Below are 20,907 nucleotides of genomic sequence, written 5' to 3'. Positions count from 1 at the left end.
TCTAGGGGTTAGGACGCATGGTTTTCATCCATGTAACAGGGGTTCGAATCCCCTACGGACTACAATAAAAATTTATATTTAAAGTTATGGCTAATCATAAATCAGCATTAAAAAGAATAAGAAGCAACGAGGCTAAAAGATTGAGAAATCGTTACCAGCATAAAACGACTCGTAATGCAATAAGAAATATTAAATCTACAGAAGATAAAGCAGAGGCAGAAAAAAAATTGCCTGAAGTTATTTCTATGATAGATAAGTTAGCTAAGAAAAACATTATTCATGACAACAAAGCTGCAAACTTAAAGTCACAATTGACTAAGCAAGTTGCTGCAATGTAAGTTAATGATGAACGAATTTAAAATGGTCTCAAATATTTTGAGACCATTTTTTTTTGCTAGAAACCCAATGAATAAATATTAGCTCATTATTTTCAGTTGCAATTCAACTCATTTTTTTTACAATTGTTTATTATTCCTAAAGTCTTTCAATACAAATGGTTTAAATTTGACACAAAATTATTGACTTTTGAAAAATATTGTACTTGCTATAATTTCAGGTTTACTCCTAGCCTTTAGCTGGCCAACTTACGGATTGAGTTTTTTGAGTTTTATTGGTTTTGTACCGCTATTATTTGCTGAATTCAATTTAAGAAATACGAAAACATCTCACACAAAATGGAAAGTTTTCGGTTTGGCTTATCTCTCATTTCTCATCTGGAATATCATCTCGACCTATTGGTTATATTTTTCAACACCTTTTGGAGGTGTTTTTGCCATTGTGGCTAATTCACTTTTAATGAGTTTGGTTTTTCTACTATTTCATATTGTAGCTAAACGGGTTAATTTTACAGCTTCAGCTTCATTTTTGATAGCATTGTGGTTAGTTTTTGAAAAAATGCACCTCAACTGGGAATTTTCTTGGCCTTGGCTTAATCTAGGAAATGTTTTTTCAGAAAATACCACATGGATTCAGTGGTATGAAATTACAGGAACTTTTGGTGGTTCACTTTGGGTTTTGTTTTCAAATGTTGTTATTTTCAAAAGTCTGTTATTGTTTAAACAACATAAAGACCGATCAATTTTAGTCAGATTAGGCTTAAAAATGATTGGAGTGATTGGAATTCCGATTTTAATAAGTGTTTTTATTCATCCCGAAACAGGTTCAAAAACAAATATCGATACAATTGTTTTGCAACCAAATATTGATCCGTACAAAGAAAAATACCACACCGACGATAGCGGTATTTCAGAATTATTGACGGAGTTGTCTTCCCCATTTATAAAAAAGAATAAAAATCAGTTGCTTCTTGCTCCAGAGACTGTTTTTGCTGAAGGCACAGCAATGAATCAATATTTATATTCTCAAGCAAATAGCTTTTCAAAGAATATGCTTTTGAAAAACCCACAATTGAATTTACTTTACGGCATTTCAATGGGTGAAATTATAAGAGATAAAACGCTCATCTCTCCACAGAGCAACTTTGTAAGAAAAGGCATCTGGATAAACGATTTTAATTCGGCTGTTTTTAAAAACAAAGAGCAAAAGACAAAGTTTTATCATAAATCTAAACTTGTAGTTGGTGTAGAAAATTTCCCCTATCAATCAATTCTCAAACCGATTTTAGGCAATATTATGATAGATTTAGGCGGAACGGTTGCCATGAAAACTACTCAAGTAGAGCGAACAGCTTTCAAAATGAATAACAACAATTCTGTCGCTCCAATTATTTGTTATGAATCGGTTTACGGCGAATACGTCACAGAATATGTCCGAAATGGAGCCAATATTTTAGCCATTATCACGAACGATGCTTGGTGGGGAGAAACTCAGGGTCATCAGCAACATTGGTCTTATGCCAAGTTACGTGCTATTGAAACAAGAAGAGCAGTCGCAAGAAGTGCTAACACTGGAATTTCTGGATTTATAGATAAAGATGGTAGTGTTTTGAAATCTTCGGAATACAATGAAAAAATTGCTTTGAATGCAGAATTACCTCTATATAGCGGAGTCACTTTTTATGTGAAATATGGTGATTACATTTCTCGCATTGCTCAATTTTTAGCCCTTTTCATTTTGCTATTCGCTATCACTAGAAGAAAAAGTGAGATTTAATTTTCTTTCTGTTCCGAATTTGTATTTACAATTATTGAAAGTAAAATGTAAAGCACGATGATAAAAGGAATTGCTACATATTTAAAAATCACCAAACCTAATACACTAAGTATCAGAATAAAGTAACGATACCAATTTGTTTTAAAATTTAAATTTTTCACTTTCAAAGAAAATAATTTCAATTCTGCATTTAGAATAAGAGCACTTAAAACTGAAATAAGAATTAAAATATATGGATTTTCTATCCAAGTCACTAAAAATGAATTTGATTGTTGATCAGCAATTAAAGCCAAGCTTAAAATAAAAATTGCATTCGCTGGCGTCGGCAAACCAATAAATGCATCGGTCTGGCGGTCATCGATATTAAATTTTGCCAAGCGATAACACGAAGCTAAAGTTATGATCAAACCTACATAAACCATCCAGGGCGTATCGCTACTCAGTAAATTTGAGCCTGCATGATCACCCAAAGCCGTTGCGATAAGTTGACACATTATTATTCCAGGAACAACACCGCTTGTTACCATATCTGCAAGTGAATCAAGCTGAAGTCCTAAATCACTCTTTACATTTAGTAATCTTGCGGCTAATCCGTCAAAAAAGTCAAAGAAAATCCCCAAACAAACAAAAGCACCTGATAAAAGTAAATTACCTTGAACAGCAAATATCACGGCTACGCAGCCAAAAAGCAAGTTCATCAGAGTGATAAAATTTGGAATGTGTTTTTTAATCATAATAAAATAAATTTATATGCGATAAAGTACAATAACAAAGCCCAAAATAAGTTTTAATATTAATATTTATAGCATATTTGCTGAAAATTTATAGGCCATTGAAGAAAACAATTTTGATCTTCCTACTATCGATTAATCTTGCTGGTTTTTCACAAACCAATAGTTATTCAAATGAATTTCTGAATATTGGCGTTGATGCTGCTGCGTTCGGAATGGCCAATGCTGTAACAGCTACAACTTCTGATGTCAACGCCGGATACTGGAATCCTGCTGGTCTTACAAAGCTGGAAGACAACCAAGTTTCTGCAATGCATGCCAATTATTTTGCAAACATTGCAACATACAATTATGTTGGAGGTGCAATGCCACTTGATAGTAAAAGTGCGGTCGGATTCAGTATCATTCGCTTTGGAGTTGACGATATTCTAAACACTACACAACTTATTGATGAACAAGGCAATATAGATTACAACCGAATCAGTTTATTTTCAACAGCAGATTATGCTTTTACCTTATCATACGCTAGAAATTTACCATTAGATGGTTTTTCTTACGGTCTAAATGCAAAAGTCATTCGTCGTGTTATCGGTGAATTTGCTGATGCTTGGGGTTTTGGGTTTGATGCCGGAATTCAATTCGAAAGAAATTCATGGCAATTTGGTTTTATGGCAAGAGACATCACAACCACTTACAATACTTGGACTTTCGACGAAGAGGAATTGGAAACCATTCAAGATGCGGTTGAAGGTCAAAATCAATCAGTGCCTGAAACCACCGAAATCACTTTACCAAAACTGCAAATCGGTGTTGCTAAAACCAGCACAATTCGTCGTGATTTTGACTTGACAACATCGCTGAATTTAGATGTCAGATTTACACAAACTAACGATATTCTTTCTACTGAAGCGTTAAGTGCAACACCTGCATTTGGGTTTGAAGTCGGCTACATCAACCTAGTCTATCTTCGTGGTGGCGTTGGTAATTTTCAAAATATAGAACAACTTGGTGGTGGCACACAAGTTGGTTTTCAGCCTAATTTTGGCGTTGGGTTCAAATACAGAGGCATTCAAATAGATTATGCGCTCACCGACATCGGCGACCAAAGTTTAGCCTTGTATTCCAATGTGTTTTCCTTGAAATTGGATTGGTCAGTATTTAGATAAATATTGAATTTCACTAAAACCTTTATTTATTTAGCCGTTTTAAATCAATCATTTATATTTACAAAAAATATGAAATGAAACTTCTACTTTCTTTGTTTTTCGCAGTTTTCACCTCAACATGTTTTTCTCAACAAATTGAAATCGTTGATTTCAAAAAGATAAATGCGACAATTAAAATTGATACCATTCAGCAAAAAGTGAGTGGAACTTTTGAAGTTGAATTTGAAATATTGAAAGATACAGATTCTGTATTCTTAGATGCAAAAGCAATGAATCTCAATGAGGTTTTGTCGGAAAAAATTAAAATTACGACTTCAGCAGACAAAATCTGGTTCAAAAATTCTTTCAAAGCCAAGGAAACTTATCAAGCAAAATTCAAATATGAATGTGAGCCCAAACAAACCTTATACTTCGTCGGTTTCAACACTTATGTTTCAAATAATTCTTCACAAGTTTGGTCGCAAGGTCAGGGCAAATACACTTCACATTGGTTGCCGAGTTTGGATGATATGAATGATAAAATTGTTTTTAATATAAATTACGCTGCTCCAAAAAATTACGAAGTTATTGCCAATGGTATTTTAAATCGCAAACGCCAAAGAAACGACTTCAATCTTTGGGAATTTGAAATGAAAAAACCGATGAGCAGTTATTTGGTAGCAGTAGCAATGGGTGATTTTATTAAATTCGAAAGTCAGTCTATTTCTGGAAACACTCCGATTGGAATGTATTTATCGAGCCAGGACAAAGCCAATTTTGAATCGACTTACAAATATCATCAACAAATATTCAACATTTTGGAAGATGAAATTGGTGTAAAATATCCTTGGGAAAATTTCAAACAAGTGCCGGTTAGAGATTTTCTGTATGCAGGAATGGAAAACACAACGCTTAATATTTTTTCTGAAGAATTTGTGGTAGATGAAATCGGCTTCAACGACAGAAATTTTGTAAACGTCCAAGCCCATGAACTGGCTCACCAATGGTTTGGCAATTTGGTTACAGAAACCGATTCAGAACACCACTGGCTTCACGAAGGTTTTGCAACTTATTATGCTTTGCTTGTAGAAAAAGAAATCTTTGGAGATGATTATTTTTATTATAAACTATACGAAAGTGCAGAACAACTAAAAGTGCTCAGTGACCAAGGAAAAGGAGAAAAACTACTGAATTCAAAAGCTAGTTCATTGACTTTTTATCAAAAAGGAGCTTGGACTTTGGTGATTTTAAAAAATTTAGTTGGTGAATATGTTTTCAACCAAGCAGTAAAAAATTATCTAGAAAAACATAAATTTCAAAATGTAAAAACAGAAGATTTTATGTCAGAAGTGGAAGCTTTGACTCAAGTTCCGTTGGATGATTTTAAAAAAAATTGGCTCAATCAAAGTGCATTTCAGTCTAAAGAAACCTTGGAAATACTAGAACAAAACGAACTCATAAAAAAGTATTTAAAATTAGCAGCTTTACGAGAAATTGGTTTGAATGAAAAAAAAGAATTTATAGACGAAGCGTTAGATTTCCCCGTGAATGATTATTTAGGTCAAGAAGCGGTTTATCAACTTAGCGGAGAAAACTTAGAGCTTGCTAAACCATATTACAAAAAAGCATTCGAAACCAACAATATTTACGTCAGACAAGCTATTGCTAACTCAATGACTAAAATTCCAAAAAGTTTGCAATCGGAATACGAATCTTTATTGACCGATGAATCTTATGTCACTATTGAAAAAGCCCTGCTAAATTTATGGCAGAATTTTCCCGAAAACCGACACGAATATTTGGATTTCACTTCAGATGTCATAGGATTTCAAGATAAAAATGTGCGCATGTTGTGGTTGACTTTAAATTTGATTACGTCAGATTATCAGCCAGAGCTTGAACAGGAAGTTTTTGCCCGGCTAAGTCAATATACTTCTCCTGGTTATGCCTACCAAATTCGTGAGCATGCCTTTGGCTATTTATACCAAATCAACACATTTACTTTTCAGAATTATTTGGATTTAATGGAAGGTGTGTTTCATCCGGTATGGCGATTTAGAAAATTCTGTAGAGAATTATTGGACACACTAAACAAGGATCAAGTCCACGCCAATAAACTGAAGTCTTTGGTCAATCAATTTAGTGAGAAACAAAAAACATTTTTCAACAATCGGTATTGATTACCAAAGATTACTAATTTCATTTTTTATATAAGCAATTCCTGTATCGCTTGGTGAAGATTTATCCAATAAATCGGTTAAAATTGCTTCTCTCAACTTATCTGCTGAAGTGATTTTGTCACTCATATTTTTATTACGTATCAATGAAATTGTTGCATTTTTTGAAGCACGAATTGCATTCCAACAGCGTGCACTGACATAAACTTGTTGTACCAAGTTATGTTCAAATTCTTGTTCAATATTTGCAATTAGCAGATTTTCATAATCATGTTTATCGGTTCCAATTGGCTTAACTCTAGGCAATAATTGTCCAGGTGAAATTCTTTCTAAAAACAAGGTTAATCTCTCATAGGCTTGAAGTTTGATTGGCAACAAATCGCTGCGGTTTTCTTTGCGCAACTCCATGTGGCGAATTTCACGTTCGTGTTCTGTATAAACTTTAAAAAAATAATAGGCAATACCACCAACAACAACAGTTGGAAGTAAATATGATAAATATCCTAAAATTTCAATAGCTTGATCCATAAATTTAATTTTTGGTTCAAATATATTGATTCTGTTTCAATATTGAATTTAACATTGGTAAACTTTAGCGAATGCCATGAAATTGATTAATTTTGAAGAATTCATTCAAACTTTAAAATTAGGAAACTTTGCAAAATTATATCGCTCAGTTAAACGACGCCCAAAAAGAAGCCGTGTTACAAAAAGACGGTCCAATGATTGTTATTGCAGGTGCTGGTTCAGGGAAAACTAGAGTTTTAACCTATCGCATCGCTTACCTGATGGATCAGGGCGTGGACGCATTCAATATTTTAGCACTTACTTTTACTAATAAAGCTGCACGCGAAATGAAACATCGTATCGGAGAAATTGTTGGCGCAGAAGCCAAAAATTTATGGATGGGTACATTTCACTCGGTATTTGCAAAAATTCTAAGGTTCGAAGGTGATAAGTTAGGCTTTCCTTCTAATTTCACAATTTACGACACCAACGATTCTCAGCAACTGATCCGAACAATCATTAAGGAAAAGAATCTTGACAAAGACATTTACAAATACAAACAAATTTTATCTAGAATTTCCTCTTTCAAAAATAGTTTGATTACAGTCAAAGCTTATTTGCAAAATCCTGAATTGCAAGAAGATGATGCAATGGCGAAACGCCCAAGAATGGGAGAAATTTATCAAGAATACGTGGAGAGATGTTTTAAATCCGGAGCCATGGATTTTGATGATTTGCTACTGAGAACCAATGAATTACTGACACGTTTCCCAGATGTTTTGGCTAAATACCAGCAAAAATTCAAATATATTTTGGTCGATGAGTATCAAGACACCAACCACTCTCAATATTTGATTGTTCGTGCTTTGAGTGATCGTTTTCAAAATATTTGCGTTGTTGGTGACGATGCACAAAGTATTTATGCTTTTCGCGGTGCAAACATCAATAATATTCTGAATTTTCAGAAAGATTATGACGATGTGAAATCTTACCGACTTGAACAAAACTATCGTTCGTCAAAAAACATTGTAGAAGCTGCCAATTCTATTATTGAAAAAAACAAAACAAAACTAGATAAAGTCGTTTGGACACAAAATGAAGAGGGCGCAAAAATTCATGTCAACCGGTTGATTAATGATGCTGAAGAAGGACGTTTTGTCGCAAGTTCTATCACAGACAAACGCATGCAAGAAGGCGCAAAAAATGGTGATTTTGCTGTTTTATATCGCACGAATGCTCAAAGTCGTTCAATAGAAGATGCATTGCGAAGAAAAGATATTCCTTATAGAATATATGGCGGACTATCATTTTACCAAAGAAAAGAGATCAAAGATATTTTGGCATATTTAAGATTGATTGTGAATCCTAAAGATGAAGAATCTCTAAAACGAGTCATCAATTATCCATCAAGAGGCATCGGCCAAACCACTTTGGATAAATTGATATTGGCAGCAAATCATTATAAAAGAACTGTTTTTGAAGTGATTGAAAACATGGATAAAATAGATTTGAAAATCAATCGCGGTACTCAAACCAAATTAAGAAACTTTATAAATATGATAAAAAGTTTTCAAGTTCAAAATCAAAACTTGAATGCTTTAGAAATCACAGAATTGGTTACCAAGAAAACTGGATTGCTGACAGAATTCAAAAAAGATGGCACACCAGAAGGCATAGCTAGGATAGAAAATATTGAAGAATTACTAAACGGAATCAGTGATTTTGTAGAAGGACAAAAAGAATTGGTAGATTACAACGGCACTTTAGACGAATTCTTGGAAGATGTTGCACTTGCAACAGATTTAGACAAAGAAACTGCCGATGAAGATCGCGTTGCATTGATGACGATTCACCTAGCCAAAGGTCTAGAATTTCCATACATATATATTGTTGGTTTAGAAGAAGATTTATTCCCCTCAGCAATGAGTATGAATACGCGTTCTGAGCTTGAAGAAGAGCGCAGATTGTTTTATGTCGCACTTACTAGAGCTGAAAAAGAAGCTTATCTCACCTATGTTTTGTCTAGATATCGCTGGGGAAAACTTATCGATGCAGAGCCTAGTAGGTTCATCGATGAAATCGATGAGAAATACCTAGATTTCATGATTCCAAGGGATGATTATCAGTATAAATCATTAATCAATAAAGATATTTTTGATGATGTTGATAAAAGTAAATTGAGACAAACCAAACCTGAAAAAGGCACGCCACCTCCTAGTCATAAACCTACAGAAAAACAGTTGAAGCGTTTACGTAAACTAAAACCCGAAGGCGAAACCGTTTCCAAAAGAGCAGAACCAATTCAACTAAATGCTGGACAAATGGTAGAACATGCCCGATTTGGGAAAGGGAAAGTCGTAGAAGTTTCTGGTGCAGGTATGGATAAAAAGGCCAGCATTAATTTTGAAAATGGCGGCATAAAAAATTTGATACTAAAATTTGCTAAACTTAAAATGCTAAATTAAGATGCTAACCGTTACAAAATTAATTGTTGCACTTCTGTCTATTTTCAGCATAGTATTGCTGTCAGCGACCTTCTTCTTGCCAGAAGATTCTGAAGTCAACAAGTTAATCCATTACTATGATTTTGGGCTTTGTGCGGTATTTCTCTACGATTTCTTTCAACAGTTGCGTAAACGTAAAAAGAAATGGAAATATTTTTTTACCTATGGTTGGCTAGACTTATTGTCTTCTATTCCTGTAATTTCAGAATTCAGATATGTTAGATTGCTAAGGATTTTTAGAATACTAAGAATTATCAAGTCTTTTAGAATGCTTTATAGATTTATAATTACACATAAAACGGCGAGCATGTACGGTTTTATAGTTTTTGCTGCAAGTGTAATTTTAGTCATATCCTCTACTCTAGTTTTATATTTCGAACAAGATGTTGGCAATATAAAAACTGCCGAAGATGCAATGTGGTGGAGCTATGTCACTATAACTACTGTAGGTTATGGCGACTATTATCCAGTAACCAACATAGGCAAAGTCATTGCCAGTATACTTATCCTGAACGGAATTGCCATTTTTGGCGCAATCGTATCTTACATTACAGGTAAAGTGAATACTATTAAAGAAAAATCTGATTTCAGTTGATTTTTTTGTAGTTTTAATGGGTTAATCAAATTTTTAAAATTATGGCAGAATTAATTAAAATTTACGAAGAAAATCCTTCCGAAAAAGACTTAAAACGTATCGCCAAAATTCTGAAAGACGGTGGTTTAATTATTTATCCAACCGATACAGTTTATGGTTTGGGTTGTGATATCAACAACACTAAAGCTTTGGAAAAAATTGCCAGAATCAAAGGTGTAAAACTTGAAAAGGCAAATTTTTCATTTATTTGTAAAGATTTAAGTAACTTATCTGAATATGTATCGCAAATTAATTCAGCGACCTTCAAAATTTTAAAACGAAATTTGCCCGGACCTTATACTTTTATTTTGCCTGGTAATAATAATTTACCTTCTGTATTTAAAAAGAAAAAAACTGTCGGGATTCGTGTACCTGCCAATAAAATAGCCCAAGGTCTTGTCGCACAATTGGGAAATCCGATTATTTCAACTTCCATTCGTGATGAGGACGATGTGATAGAATACACGACTGATCCTGAACTGATTAAAGAAAAATGGGATAAATTAGTTGATGTGGTTATCGATGGCGGTTTTGGCGACAACAATCCCTCTACGGTCATTGACCTAACTCAACCTGACCCAGAATTGATTAGAGAAGGTAAGGGAAATATCGAAATATAATCGTTCATTATTTATCTAAATAGAAAGCGCAATTTCCAGTAGGAAATTGCGCTTTTAGTTTAGCTTTATCACTCTTTTTAATCCAAAGTTGGTTGGTCAACATAAGGGCGTGTCTCGCGATTAGCGATTTCCCAAGCGGTAAAAAATATTAGTTTAGCACGCTTTTCTAACAAGTCATATCGAATTTTGTCTGGCGTATCGGTGGCTCTATGGTAATCTTCGTGAACACCATTAAAGTAAAAAATAACTGGTATGTCGTGTTTTGCAAAATTGTAATGGTCGCTTCTATAGTAAAAACGGTTCGGATCATCTTCTGCATTATATTTGTAATCCAAGTCTAAATTAACGTATTTTTCATTTACCGCTTCTGAAATTTCATGAAGTTCTGTGCTCAGCTTATCACTACCAATCAAGTACACATAATCATCATTATCTTCATGCGCTTCATCCACACGACCTATCATATCTATATTAAGATTGGCAACAGTATTTTCTAAAGGGAAAATTGGATTTTCAGAATAATATTTAGAACCCAAAAGTCCTTTCTCTTCTGCGGTCACATGTAAAAAGACAATTGAACGTTTTGGTCTGTAACCATCCAAAGCTGCTTTTTGAAAAGCCTCTGCTATTTCCATAATTGCTACGGTTCCCGAGCCATCGTCGTCCGCACCATTAAAAATCTTGCCGTTTTTGATACCAATATGATCGTAATGAGAAGTCAAAACCAAATATTCTTCAGGGATTTCGCTACCTCTAATAATTGAAATTACATTCTCACTATCATTATATTTTCCGTTGAAATATTCTGAAGTTATGGTTTGAAAATAAGGATTTCCTTCCTCTGAAGCACCATCAATATTAAGGCTACTGTAGTAATTTTTAAGGTATTCTGAAGCCTTTTTTTGTCCTGGCTCACCAGTATCACGACCTTCAAATTCGTCTGAACTGAAAGTATACAAATAATCGCTCAATTCATCTGAAGTGATTGTTTTTGAAAACTTATGAGGGTCAACTGTTGTAACATCATTTTTCTGAGACTTACAACCCAAAACGACATAAAATGCCAAAATAAAAGTAAAAAAACGTTTCATAAATAATATTTTGGCCTAAAATAAACTTTATTATCAATTTTCTAAGTGAATGTCCAGTTTTTTTAAGTGAAAAAAGCAAGTAGAAAAATTCTAATTAAAAATTGAAAAAACATTTTGAGAAATCAAAAAGCTTGCTATCTTTGCAACCGCAAAAAGCACTATACTTTTTGAATTTGGAGAAATGGCAGAGTGGTCGAATGCGGCAGTCTTGAAAACTGTTGAGGGTCACACCTCCGGGGGTTCGAATCCCTCTTTCTCCGCTTTAAAAGCTCGTAATCCCAATGATTACGGGCTTTTTTGATTTTCCTAGTAAAAACAATAAACTAACTATCGAACTTCACAGGGTTGTAACTGAAAATGATTAAGTACAAATTGAAAATTTATAAGTTAATTTCAAAAACCTCAAAATCCCAAACTTCAAAAGTCATTGTTGTTTCATTTGATATATTTGCAGAAAAAAATTGTTGATGAATCAACTTATCAAAATAGTTTCTCTCACTATTTTTATAGGACTCAATCTGTTTATGATTGGAATGACGCTTTTCGAAAATACGGATTCGATAATCATTATTTTAGGTTTTGGATTGCTGAGTGTTTTAGTAGCTTTGGCTTATCGGCAACATCGCAGTGAAGAAAAATCTCATGCTATTTCAGATTTTCAAGATGTCGCTTTTGTTAGTTTGGGTGGAATTCTTACTTATGCAATTCATTTCAATTTTGAAGCAAGTGCGGTTATTGCCGCAGCTCTGGTTGGCACTATCGCTGCTTTTTTACCAGATATTTTTCAAAATTCTAAATCTGCCAAACGTCTGCCTACGCCAGTGTATTGCGGTGCGTTTGTAGGAATGACTGCGCCAGATGTAGCATCTGGATTTGCATTTATTATTTTGGCATCGTTACTGACCGGTTTATTGTTTGTCGGATCTAAAAACATTTTGCAAGGTTATGGTGGCAAACTCGGCACTTTGGCTTTTGGTGGCGTGGTTTTAAGCACAATGTTAACCTATATTCTGCTGTAATGGAAATTTCCCTCTACATATTGACAGGAATAACTTCTGCATTACTCACTTTTGTGTTGCATCAAAAATACAAAATCAGCAATGTAAAAGCTTCTGCTCTACCTGCATTGGTCGTGGGTTTAGGTTTTTACTTTTGTCCTGAATTTTTACGTCCTGAATTAATGCGACAAATTCCAATTGTATTTTTCGGCGCATCTTTTGCAGGCATGGCATCAGGACATATTGCTAAACATTGGACAATTGTTGCCTTCTCTGGGGCGGTTTTCGCATTTGTTTACCAAAACAGCGCTCAGTTTTATGATGGTTTCGGTGGCAAATTAGGCGCAACAGCTTTTGTTTCTATCATGGCTGCGATTGGCGCAGCCAGTTTCTTGAAAAGCAAAAGATTTCGAAAACGAAATAAGTCTGAGTAACAAAACTTAATTAAAAACTTCAAATCTAAAAATTGCGTTTATGTGATAAATTCAAATTCTTTAAAATATCCATTAATAAATAAGAGACACTTTAAAGAATAAATAGTGTCTCTTATAGAGTACAAAAACTAATATTTTGCTTTTAAAATATTTTTTTACTGTTCACAATTTCCATCTATAATATCCTGCGCTGTTGGATTGTAAGCATTATAAATTATTTGGACATTTTCTGCTGAACCATTTCCATTTACCATAAGATTTTCGAGTGCACAAAAATCCGTTAAATTTGGATTTGGTGCACTTTCTACAATCGAATTTCCCTCTTGATCAAGCATATCTGAATGATTACCTCCAATAATAAGCGCTGAAGAATACCTAAAATACGAAGGTCCAATGTTTGTTAGGTTTTCAAGTCCATCAAGACTTATTAAATTTTCATTTCTTTCTATCGATAAATATAAAATATCAGTAATAAACTCTAAACCATTCAAGTTTTGTAAACTTGAGTTGTTAACAATTTCTAAAGATTCAAGGTTTGTTATGCTATTTAAGCCGCTCAAAGAGTTTAAAGCATCATTGTACGATAGATTTACATAACTTGCAGAAGTAAGATTCTGTAATGCATCTAAAGAAATTAATTGGTCATTATCAAATATTGTTAAGTTACTTCCGTTCAAACTTATATTGTTTAAACCATCTAGACTTTGAAGTTGAGTGCTATTAATCCTTAAATTATCAACTTCTTCCAAATTCGATAAATTGGATAAGTCAATTATGTCTTCTCCAGAAATGTTTAAATTACCATCAATAATTTGATAATTTTGTAAGCCAAAAATATCAACTTCATCTTGTGATGTCAATGTAACATTCCCATTATATATACCACCACTATCCTGACATGTGCTTAGGAATCCTAAATTAATAGTTGAATTTCCGCTAGATATAATATTATCTACCACCACAAACTGATCTGTATCCAAATCGAAAATCTGAATATCAATATCAAAAGTGCTACAACCACCTACAGTAACATCAATAACACCATCGGTGATTTCAAAAGTATTTTCCGAATTGACAAACAAGTATCCATTAGACAAAGGATTTCCCTCACAATCTGTAACTGTTCCTGTTACATTAAGGTTTGATGTTTGTTCAGAAAATGTGATATTCTCTGATGAATCGGTAGAGTAAGGTCCAATTATTTCTTCATGCACAGTTTCGCTTTCACAAATACCCCTAGCTACTACAGTAATTTTTAACTCTTCATCTTTAGGTACAAAACCACATTCTTTAATATCACTATCAGAAGATAGCAAACCAGTATAGATCAACTGTTCATCCATAGACGTTTCCCTGGTAATATACACATTATATAGTTTTTGAGAATCAACATTGAGCGGAGATACAGAAAAGCAAAGTTCAACGTATTCAATTGGCAGGTCTAGATTCCACCAAGTAAAATGTGAAACCTCACCAATATACTTATCTCCATTTCGCGTAGCTAATCCTTCCTCTTTCCAATAACCGACTTCTTCATCGAAATACCATAACTCAATAGTCTCTGGAAGATTTCCAGGATTTATGTTATTTGGAACATCAAATTCAATAATAGATGGATGTTCTGTATTTATATTCAGAGGCTCGCCTGTAGGAGAATATAGTTCTATAGAAGCCATTCCAATACTTTCCAATATCCTAGATTCATTTGAAGCGGTTTGAGCAAATAATGACCCCGGCATTTGGTTAAAATTATATCCATAAGAAGGAGATAAATATCTTGTAACAACATCTACATCTCCTTCATATGGATCTCCTTCGGAATCTACAAAATCACCACTGAATTGGACCTTGACGTTCCTAAATTTCACCTCAGAAATTTCTCCAGAACTTATTGTTTTTTCGACTTCTTTTTCAATTAGTCCTATCATTATTCTACTGAAACCGTCCTCTTTGGGAATTACAACCCGCGATCCAGAAATATAACCTGGTTTTTCAGCTTTGATGTATGCAAAATTATTGTAAACATTAGCATCTTGAATAATGAACATCCCATTCCTATCGGTCGTAGTTGTTTTATTACCGATAGTTATTGAAACATTTTCCAATTTATTAAAACCATAATCATCGGCTACATAACCAATAAAGTCTGCTTGCATTGTATTGCCAAAATTATTGTTTTTGAAAATCTCGTCTCTCAGCTCTGGATTTTCAGAAGTATTGGGGTTAAAATCATCATCGTCCTGACAACTAAAAAAACTAAAAATTAATAAAAACAATAATGTAATCCTTCTAAGCTTTTTCATAATAAACTTTTTTTAATAATTTAAGAGTAAATAAATCTAACAAAATCGTTAAATTAAATGATAATATATTTTTTTGATTTAGGCGAGCACTAACCTTGCATTTCTATATTAAAAAATTATAATTTTTCATAAACCATCTTCACGTTACCTTCATATCTTACAATATCACCAGATTCAGTAATTATAAATGATGAATCTTCTCTAAAAGTGCCAAGCATCGAATGGTCAAAGTTGAAAGTTATAGTGTTTTTATTGTTCGAGAAGTAACCCCGATATGGATATGGACTAATTTCAGAAGCGTTTGAATCTTGACGCATAGTATCACTACTCAAAATTTCTACATAATCTTCATGTTCTAACCATATAGGTAAATTTCCACTAATAGAACCACAGCCAAAATTTTGTGCAGGATCAGATTCCATATTATCAACCCAAATTCTAAGTCCGTACCAATTAGGAGGGTAAACTTTCTCTTGATTAAAACTCAAAGCAGCAATATAACAATCCACTTCATCTAATATATTCAATGAGAAAACGCCATCTCCGTTTAAATCAACTGGTGTATCTATTGAAATTTCTACAGCAGTATATGTTAAACCTTCGATTGAATCTATGGAGTCGCCTGAATCGTTTGAATCATTTGAATCATTTGAATCATCGCCTGATGAACAACCAAGTGCAATTAATAAAAGAAGTAAAACCGATAATTTGTGAAAATTTTGCATATTATTAATTTTTTATAAACATAATTAAATTATAATAATTATACAAGTTTTATCGGTATATACTTTTTTAAAAAAATATTTAATCTGTTGTGCATCTTTATTTAAAATAAAGAAAGTTGCTCATATCACTGATAATCAATAATTTTTTTAGTTATAAAACTTTAAACATGAACAACTTAAGTGTAAATTACGAAAGAATTTTTGAAGTATTACAAAAGATATCAAAAACAACAACTATTAATTTATCAGCGACACCGTCCAAAACTGAGTAACTTAGAGCTTATAAGTTTATCCTTAAGCGCTAAATATATGGGTGTAGATAGTGAAAATGATTTATTCTGAAGACTACCTTTAAGCTTTACTTCTAAAATTGAACGCAGTGTGTATAACCGAAGAAGACGCAAGTTAGCAGATCATATTGATAAAATCAGACTAAAAATAGCTTCTTATTTTAATGAATTTGAAGATTACTACATCATAGATAGCATGCCTTTGGAAGTGTGTAAGCTCTCACGAAGCTCTCGTTCTAAAATATGCAAAGAACACACCTATGAATATCCTAATAAAGGATATTGCGCATCTCGAAGCTCAATATATTACGGCTATAAGCTTCATGCAATTTGTTCTGTAAATGGTGTATTCTAAAGTCTGGATTTGAGCCCAGAATCCGTGCACGACAAAAACTATTTAAAAGACATTAAAGCACAAATTAGAGATTATACTATTAATAGCAGATAAGGGATTTTTCCACAGAAATGCAGCTAAATCTTATTGAGAATTGTAATATTAGATTGAACACTCCTATGAGAATTAATCAGAAAAACTATAAAAAAGAGCCTTACATTTTTAGGAAAAAAAGGAAAAGAATAGAGACATTATTTTCTCAATTATGTGATCAGTTTATGATAAGGCATAATTATGCTAAATCTTTTGCTGGTTTTAAAACTAGAATAATATCTAAGATCACCTCATTTACAATTGTTAAATATACAAACAAATTTATTTTTGATAGAAATATCAATAACATTAAAATCAGCATTATTTAAAATGCACAACGGGTTAAATTATCAAAAAACTTAAAATGAATAAGATATTATTTGATGTTTTAATCAAATAACAATCAAGGAAATACTTAAGATATGTTTTCAATAAAAAACCCCTGATTTACAGGGGTTTGATGGTTCTGTTTGTGACCACGGCAGGATTCAATATATTGTATTTTATTTGATTTTTAAGTAAAACTGGTTAAACCAAAAACCGCGTTATTTTACTGTATTTTAGTTATTTACAAAATATTTATTCTATTTTAGAGTATAATTCATCTATTTAGTTTAATTTTGGGCACGCCTCAGGGCACGCCTCGGAGCACGCCCCGAAAAATAAATAAACACTTAATCTAATTATATGGCTAATTCAAAATTTACAGTCAAGAAAAATAAGTCTGGAACGGGGACTATAAAAGTCATCTTCAATTATGGAAAGCATAAAAAAATTGAGTATTACACACCATACAAACTGATTGATTTTAAGAATTGGGATAAGGGAAGTTCTAAAGTAAAATTAGTTCCTAGCGAACCTGAAGCTTTAGGTATAAACGGTAAATTAAGGTTGTTGGAAGCCGAAGCCGATAAGATTATTTCAAAACATGTAAATGAAGACTTAGAACTTACAAATGATTTGGTAAAATCGAGAATGGAGAGTGTAATTAAAAATAGAGATGTAAGTGTAAATGAAATTAAGACCAAAGAAAATAACCAAGACTTTTTAAAGTACTTTGAATGGTTTTTAAATTTCTACTCAACAAATCCAAGACCCAAAACGAACAAACCTTATAATAAAGGAACTTTGAAAACACTTAGAAACACCAAAGAATTGGTTGAACGCTTTCAAAAACACAAAAAAAGACTATGTTTTGATGATGTTACGCTTTCTTTTCATCATAAATTAATTGACTATATGTCTGGACATGATTATAGCGTAAACTATAAAGGTACAGTGATCAAAAACGTAAAGGCTATAATGAACGATGCTTACGAACGTGATTTCCATAGAAATTTGGACTTTAAAAAATCAGCCTTTTCTAAACCTACAGAAGAAGTGGAAAATGTGTATTTAAATGAAGATGAAATTGAAAAAATCAATCAAGTTGACTTAGAAAAGTTACTCGAAGATAATGATGGTGAATACTTTAAGAAAGAGGAAGTAAAACCATATCTTGATTATTTAGAAAGATGTCGAGATTTCTTTTCAATTGGTTGTTATACAGGTTTAAGGGTTTCTGATTTACTGAAGCTCACTAAAGATAACATCAAAGAATTTAGTGTTGGTGGAAGAAAAATGAAAGCTATTAATGTGAAAACCAGTAAAACTTCAAAATTAGTTGAAATACCCATTAAAACAGCATTACAAAACATACTTGATAAATATGATGGAGACATGCCAAAGAAAGTGTCTGATGCGAAAATCAATTTGTACATCAAGAAGATAGGAAAAGCTGCAAAACTAGACGAACTCGTTAAGGTAAAGTCAATTAAAAATGGGATTACAACAGAAACCAGTATTCCTAAGTATGAAAAAATAACAAACCACACCGCAAGGAGAAGTTTTTGCACCAACGCTTTTAATGGTGGTATGCAACCTGTAGATATTATGACTATTTCAGGCCATAAAACAGAGAAAGCATTTTTCACTTATATAAAATCTACATCTCGAGATCGTTTTGATAAAATAAAAAACCATCCTTTTTTTCAGTAAGAATGCCAATTTAATCGCTTCTGATTTTAACATCACTTGTTTCTTCTTGTTGTTGTTGAAATAAACAAAAACTTTCCAAATAATATTTCAATTCTTGAAACTACTAATATTTGCTGTTATAAACTAAAAACAACGCATGTTGTTGAATTAGATTCTAAGTGTATGATATAAGAATATAGAAACCATACTACTTATCTTTGCGTTGCTGTCAACGCAAAGATAAGTAGTATAGCTTTACTCTCAAAAAAATCTATATTTGTCCAGTTTATTACTTAAAAAACTGGACATTTTACTATATTTGAAATAAATAATATCACTTGAAAACAACTGAAAATATTAAGAATACCATAGATCGACTGCCGAAAGGTTATGTGTTCACCTATGATGATTTTGATGTTGAGGTGAAAACAAAAGAAGCAGTCATAAAAGCCCTCAACCGTATGGTTGATTCGGGTAAAATTTCCAAATTAGCCAAAGGGAAATATTATAAGCCTGAAAAGACACCTTTCGGAACACTTCAACCTAGTCAAGAACAAATTGTAAAAGATTTGCTTTATGAAGATGGAAAAACAGTAGGATATCTTACTGGATACAGTATTTATAATAAGCTAGGCTTGACAACTCAGGTAAGCAACATCATTCAAATTGGTAAGAATGAGTTACGACCTAAATTTAATAGAGGGCGTTACACCATTTCTTTTGTCAAACAAAAAAACACGATTACCAGCAAAAATATTCCGCTATTACAGATTTTAGACGCCATTAAATACATTAAAAAAATACCAGATTCAAATGTGAGAACATCTTGTTTGCGGTTTTTGGAGATACTCAAAGACTTAAATTTAAATGATAAAAGGGAACTCATAAGGTTATCTCTGAAATATCCACCATCAACAAGAGCTTTATTGGGTGCTTTGCTTGACGAAGTAGATGAAGAACCTATCTCATCAACTTTGAAAAAATCGCTAAATCCAATCACTAAATATGAGATTCCACAGGCAAACGAAATTTTGAACACAACATCAGACTGGAATATATTATGAAACTTCACGAAGATAAAAAGCTTTTTAGGCAAGCGATTCAGTATGCATCAGATCAGATGCAAATACCAGCAGTTTATGTTGAAAAAGATTATTGGGTAACTTTTGCACTTTTCAATATTTTCAACAATGATATTGGTCGTGATACCATTTTTAAAGGTGGAACTGCGCTATCAAAATGTTTCAATGTCATCGATCGGTTTTCTGAAGATATTGATTTAGTTGTTTTAAGGAGAGAAGGAGAATCAAACAACAAATTAACAACCAAAATTAAAACTATTGGTAGAATCGTTGATAATGTGTTGCCTGAAATAAAAATAGCAGGTTTAACTCATAAAATGGGAATGAATCGGAAAACAGCACATTCTTATAGCAAAGAATTTCAAGGTGATTATGGTCAAATTAGAGATGCAATTGTTGTTGAAGCCACTTGGCTCGGATATTTTGAACCTTACACCACAAAAAGCGTCAGTTCCTTTGTAGGACAAATGATGATAGATAATGCACAAGCGGAAATGGCTAGAACACATGATTTATTACCTTTTGAAGTATTGGTTCTAGAGCCAATCAGAACCATTTGCGAAAAAATAATGAGCTTGGTGCGTTTTTCATATACTGAAAACCCAGTTGGTGATTTAAAGCAAAAAATCAGACACATTTACGACTTACATCAGCTGCTTTTGAATGAAGAGTTTTTAAACTTCTTTAATTCAGAAGGATTTGATGGAATGTTGCTGAAAGTTGCTCAGGATGATATCATCAGTTTCAAAAACAACAACAAATGGCTGAAAAACCATCCTGTTTCATCTTTGATTTTTGAAAACCCTACACAAGTCTGGACTGATTTACGAACTACTTATAAAACTTCTTTTAAAAATCTGGTTTATGGTGACTTCCCTGAAGAAAACGAAATGCTAAGTACGTTGATGCAAATTCAAAACAGATTATCGACAATAGGTTGGGATATAAATGTTGGAGAATAAAAATATACGATAGTCAAACCTAGCAATACTTAGATCGCAACCCTTATAATTGTACTAACAAAACAACAACAACAACAATAGCAACGACCGTTGTTGATATTATATCATGCAAACAACAACTTTAAACAACAAGAAAAACAGTATTCCAA

At 32.9% G+C, this 20,907-nt stretch carries 17 protein-coding genes, 1 tRNA gene and 1 pseudogene; 14 read left to right on the top strand and 5 right to left on the bottom strand.

Going from position 1 to position 20,907, the window contains the following annotated elements; translation table 11 throughout:
• Positions 1-86: 86 nt before the first annotated feature.
• Positions 87-338, top strand: coding sequence for a 30S ribosomal protein S20 (gene rpsT, locus EIG86_RS06160; protein ID WP_127845291.1), 252 nt, complete (start codon positions 87-89; stop codon positions 336-338).
• Positions 339-525: 187 nt separating this feature from the next.
• Positions 526-2,112 carry an apolipoprotein N-acyltransferase gene (gene lnt / locus EIG86_RS06155; protein WP_127845290.1) on the top strand — a complete coding sequence of 529 codons (1,587 nt, stop codon included), beginning with the start codon at positions 526-528 and terminating at the stop codon, positions 2,110-2,112.
• On the opposite strand, the gene EIG86_RS06150 is transcribed toward lnt, so the two are convergent.
• Positions 2,109-2,846 carry a CDP-alcohol phosphatidyltransferase family protein gene (locus EIG86_RS06150; RefSeq protein WP_127845289.1) on the bottom strand — a complete coding sequence of 246 codons (738 nt, stop codon included), beginning with the start codon at positions 2,844-2,846 and terminating at the stop codon, positions 2,109-2,111. The two genes, lnt and EIG86_RS06150, sit on opposite strands and share 4 nt — an antisense overlap.
• Before the next feature lie 98 nt (positions 2,847-2,944).
• On the opposite strand from EIG86_RS06150, the gene EIG86_RS06145 reads away from it, so the two are divergent.
• Together EIG86_RS06145 and EIG86_RS06140 are read left to right on the top strand one after the other, a co-directional pair.
• A complete protein-coding gene (locus EIG86_RS06145) occupies positions 2,945-4,009 on the top strand; it encodes a putative type IX sorting system protein PorV2 (protein WP_127845288.1) in 1,065 nt (354 codons plus the stop codon).
• Between the two features lie 74 nt (positions 4,010-4,083).
• Entirely contained in the window at positions 4,084-6,168 is a 2,085-nt protein-coding gene (locus tag EIG86_RS06140) for a M1 family metallopeptidase (RefSeq protein ID WP_127845287.1), read from the top strand.
• Here the strand turns inward: EIG86_RS06140 and EIG86_RS06135 are convergent, their stop codons facing one another.
• Positions 6,169-6,693, bottom strand: a complete 525-nt coding sequence (locus tag EIG86_RS06135) for a DUF7935 family protein (protein WP_127845286.1) — start codon at positions 6,691-6,693, stop codon at positions 6,169-6,171.
• A gap of 128 nt (positions 6,694-6,821) precedes the next feature.
• Here EIG86_RS06135 and EIG86_RS06130 point away from each other — a divergent pair, with 128 nt between their 5' ends.
• The 3 genes from EIG86_RS06130 to EIG86_RS06120 are packed head-to-tail and all read left to right on the top strand — an operon-like array spanning position 6,822 to position 10,430.
• Positions 6,822-9,137: an ATP-dependent helicase gene (locus EIG86_RS06130; protein ID WP_127845285.1), complete on the top strand. Its 2,316-nt coding sequence runs from the start codon at positions 6,822-6,824 to the stop codon at positions 9,135-9,137.
• 1 nt (position 9,138) lies between these two features.
• Positions 9,139-9,771: a potassium channel family protein gene (locus EIG86_RS06125; protein ID WP_127845284.1), complete on the top strand. Its 633-nt coding sequence runs from the start codon at positions 9,139-9,141 to the stop codon at positions 9,769-9,771.
• Between the two features lie 41 nt (positions 9,772-9,812).
• Positions 9,813-10,430 (top strand): L-threonylcarbamoyladenylate synthase, encoded by a 618-nt coding sequence (locus EIG86_RS06120; RefSeq protein WP_127845283.1) that lies wholly within the window; start codon positions 9,813-9,815, stop codon positions 10,428-10,430.
• 77 nt (positions 10,431-10,507) lie between these two features.
• On the opposite strand, the gene EIG86_RS06115 is transcribed toward EIG86_RS06120, so the two are convergent.
• The gene (locus EIG86_RS06115; protein WP_127845282.1) at positions 10,508-11,521 is read right to left on the bottom strand and encodes a M28 family metallopeptidase; all 1,014 of its coding nucleotides are present in this window, start codon (positions 11,519-11,521) and stop codon (positions 10,508-10,510) included.
• 175 nt (positions 11,522-11,696) lie between these two features.
• Between EIG86_RS06115 and EIG86_RS06110 the strand changes: the two genes are divergently transcribed.
• The 3 genes from EIG86_RS06110 (at position 11,697) to EIG86_RS06100 (ending at position 12,953) form a co-directional block, all read left to right on the top strand.
• Positions 11,697-11,781, top strand: a tRNA-Ser gene (locus tag EIG86_RS06110).
• 207 nt (positions 11,782-11,988) lie between these two features.
• The gene (locus EIG86_RS06105; protein WP_127845281.1) at positions 11,989-12,540 is read left to right on the top strand and encodes a hypothetical protein; all 552 of its coding nucleotides are present in this window, start codon (positions 11,989-11,991) and stop codon (positions 12,538-12,540) included.
• A complete protein-coding gene (locus EIG86_RS06100; protein WP_127845280.1) occupies positions 12,540-12,953 on the top strand; it encodes a hypothetical protein in 414 nt (137 codons plus the stop codon). The genes EIG86_RS06105 and EIG86_RS06100 overlap by 1 nt, the downstream gene beginning before the upstream one ends.
• Positions 12,954-13,108: 155 nt before the next feature.
• On the opposite strand, the gene EIG86_RS06095 is transcribed toward EIG86_RS06100, so the two are convergent.
• The gene (locus tag EIG86_RS06095) at positions 13,109-15,256 is read right to left on the bottom strand and encodes an autotransporter outer membrane beta-barrel domain-containing protein (RefSeq protein ID WP_127845279.1); all 2,148 of its coding nucleotides are present in this window, start codon (positions 15,254-15,256) and stop codon (positions 13,109-13,111) included.
• Positions 15,257-15,372: 116 nt separating this feature from the next.
• Entirely contained in the window at positions 15,373-15,981 is a 609-nt protein-coding gene (locus EIG86_RS06090) for a hypothetical protein (RefSeq protein WP_127845278.1), read from the bottom strand.
• A 167-nt stretch (positions 15,982-16,148) separates the two neighbouring features.
• On the opposite strand from EIG86_RS06090, the pseudogene EIG86_RS06085 reads away from it, so the two are divergent.
• The 4 genes and pseudogenes from EIG86_RS06085 to EIG86_RS06070 all read left to right on the top strand — a co-directional run bounded on the left by EIG86_RS06085 (position 16,149) and on the right by EIG86_RS06070 (position 20,758).
• Positions 16,149-17,027: pseudogene (locus tag EIG86_RS06085) on the top strand (IS982 family transposase).
• Positions 17,028-17,385: 358 nt separating this feature from the next.
• Entirely contained in the window at positions 17,386-18,735 is a 1,350-nt protein-coding gene (locus EIG86_RS06080; protein WP_127845277.1) for a tyrosine-type recombinase/integrase, read from the top strand.
• 317 nt (positions 18,736-19,052) lie between these two features.
• The gene (locus EIG86_RS06075; RefSeq protein WP_127845276.1) at positions 19,053-19,778 is read left to right on the top strand and encodes a type IV toxin-antitoxin system AbiEi family antitoxin domain-containing protein; all 726 of its coding nucleotides are present in this window, start codon (positions 19,053-19,055) and stop codon (positions 19,776-19,778) included.
• The gene (locus tag EIG86_RS06070) at positions 19,775-20,758 is read left to right on the top strand and encodes a nucleotidyl transferase AbiEii/AbiGii toxin family protein (protein ID WP_127845275.1); all 984 of its coding nucleotides are present in this window, start codon (positions 19,775-19,777) and stop codon (positions 20,756-20,758) included. Before EIG86_RS06075 ends, EIG86_RS06070 begins: the two co-directional genes overlap by 4 nt.
• Positions 20,759-20,907 lie beyond the last annotated feature (149 nt).

It is taken from the genome of Psychroflexus aestuariivivens (genome assembly GCF_004010055.1).
Classification (GTDB): domain Bacteria; phylum Bacteroidota; class Bacteroidia; order Flavobacteriales; family Flavobacteriaceae; genus Psychroflexus; species Psychroflexus aestuariivivens.
The sequence above is the reverse complement of the archived record's forward strand: the minus strand, read 5'-3'. Positions and strand labels throughout refer to the sequence as shown.

Excerpts from the sequence above, each read along its gene's own strand:
- EIG86_RS06095 (WP_127845279.1), bottom strand. The coding sequence starts at position 15,256 with ATGAAAAAGCTTAGAAGGATTACATTATTGTTTTTATTAATTTTTAGT.
- EIG86_RS06125 (WP_127845284.1), top strand. The coding sequence starts at position 9,139 with ATGCTAACCGTTACAAAATTAATTGTTGCACTTCTGTCTATTTTCAGC.
- EIG86_RS06140 (WP_127845287.1), top strand. The coding sequence starts at position 4,084 with ATGAAACTTCTACTTTCTTTGTTTTTCGCAGTTTTCACCTCAACATGT.
- rpsT (WP_127845291.1), top strand. The coding sequence starts at position 87 with ATGGCTAATCATAAATCAGCATTAAAAAGAATAAGAAGCAACGAGGCT.
- EIG86_RS06115 (WP_127845282.1), bottom strand. The coding sequence starts at position 11,521 with ATGAAACGTTTTTTTACTTTTATTTTGGCATTTTATGTCGTTTTGGGT.
- EIG86_RS06100 (WP_127845280.1), top strand. The coding sequence starts at position 12,540 with ATGGAAATTTCCCTCTACATATTGACAGGAATAACTTCTGCATTACTC.
- EIG86_RS06080 (WP_127845277.1), top strand. The coding sequence starts at position 17,386 with ATGGCTAATTCAAAATTTACAGTCAAGAAAAATAAGTCTGGAACGGGG.
- EIG86_RS06090 (WP_127845278.1), bottom strand. The coding sequence starts at position 15,981 with ATGCAAAATTTTCACAAATTATCGGTTTTACTTCTTTTATTAATTGCA.
- EIG86_RS06150 (WP_127845289.1), bottom strand. The coding sequence starts at position 2,846 with ATGATTAAAAAACACATTCCAAATTTTATCACTCTGATGAACTTGCTT.
- EIG86_RS06105 (WP_127845281.1), top strand. The coding sequence starts at position 11,989 with ATGAATCAACTTATCAAAATAGTTTCTCTCACTATTTTTATAGGACTC.
- EIG86_RS06135 (WP_127845286.1), bottom strand. The coding sequence starts at position 6,693 with ATGGATCAAGCTATTGAAATTTTAGGATATTTATCATATTTACTTCCA.
- EIG86_RS06070 (WP_127845275.1), top strand. The coding sequence starts at position 19,775 with ATGAAACTTCACGAAGATAAAAAGCTTTTTAGGCAAGCGATTCAGTAT.
- EIG86_RS06120 (WP_127845283.1), top strand. The coding sequence starts at position 9,813 with ATGGCAGAATTAATTAAAATTTACGAAGAAAATCCTTCCGAAAAAGAC.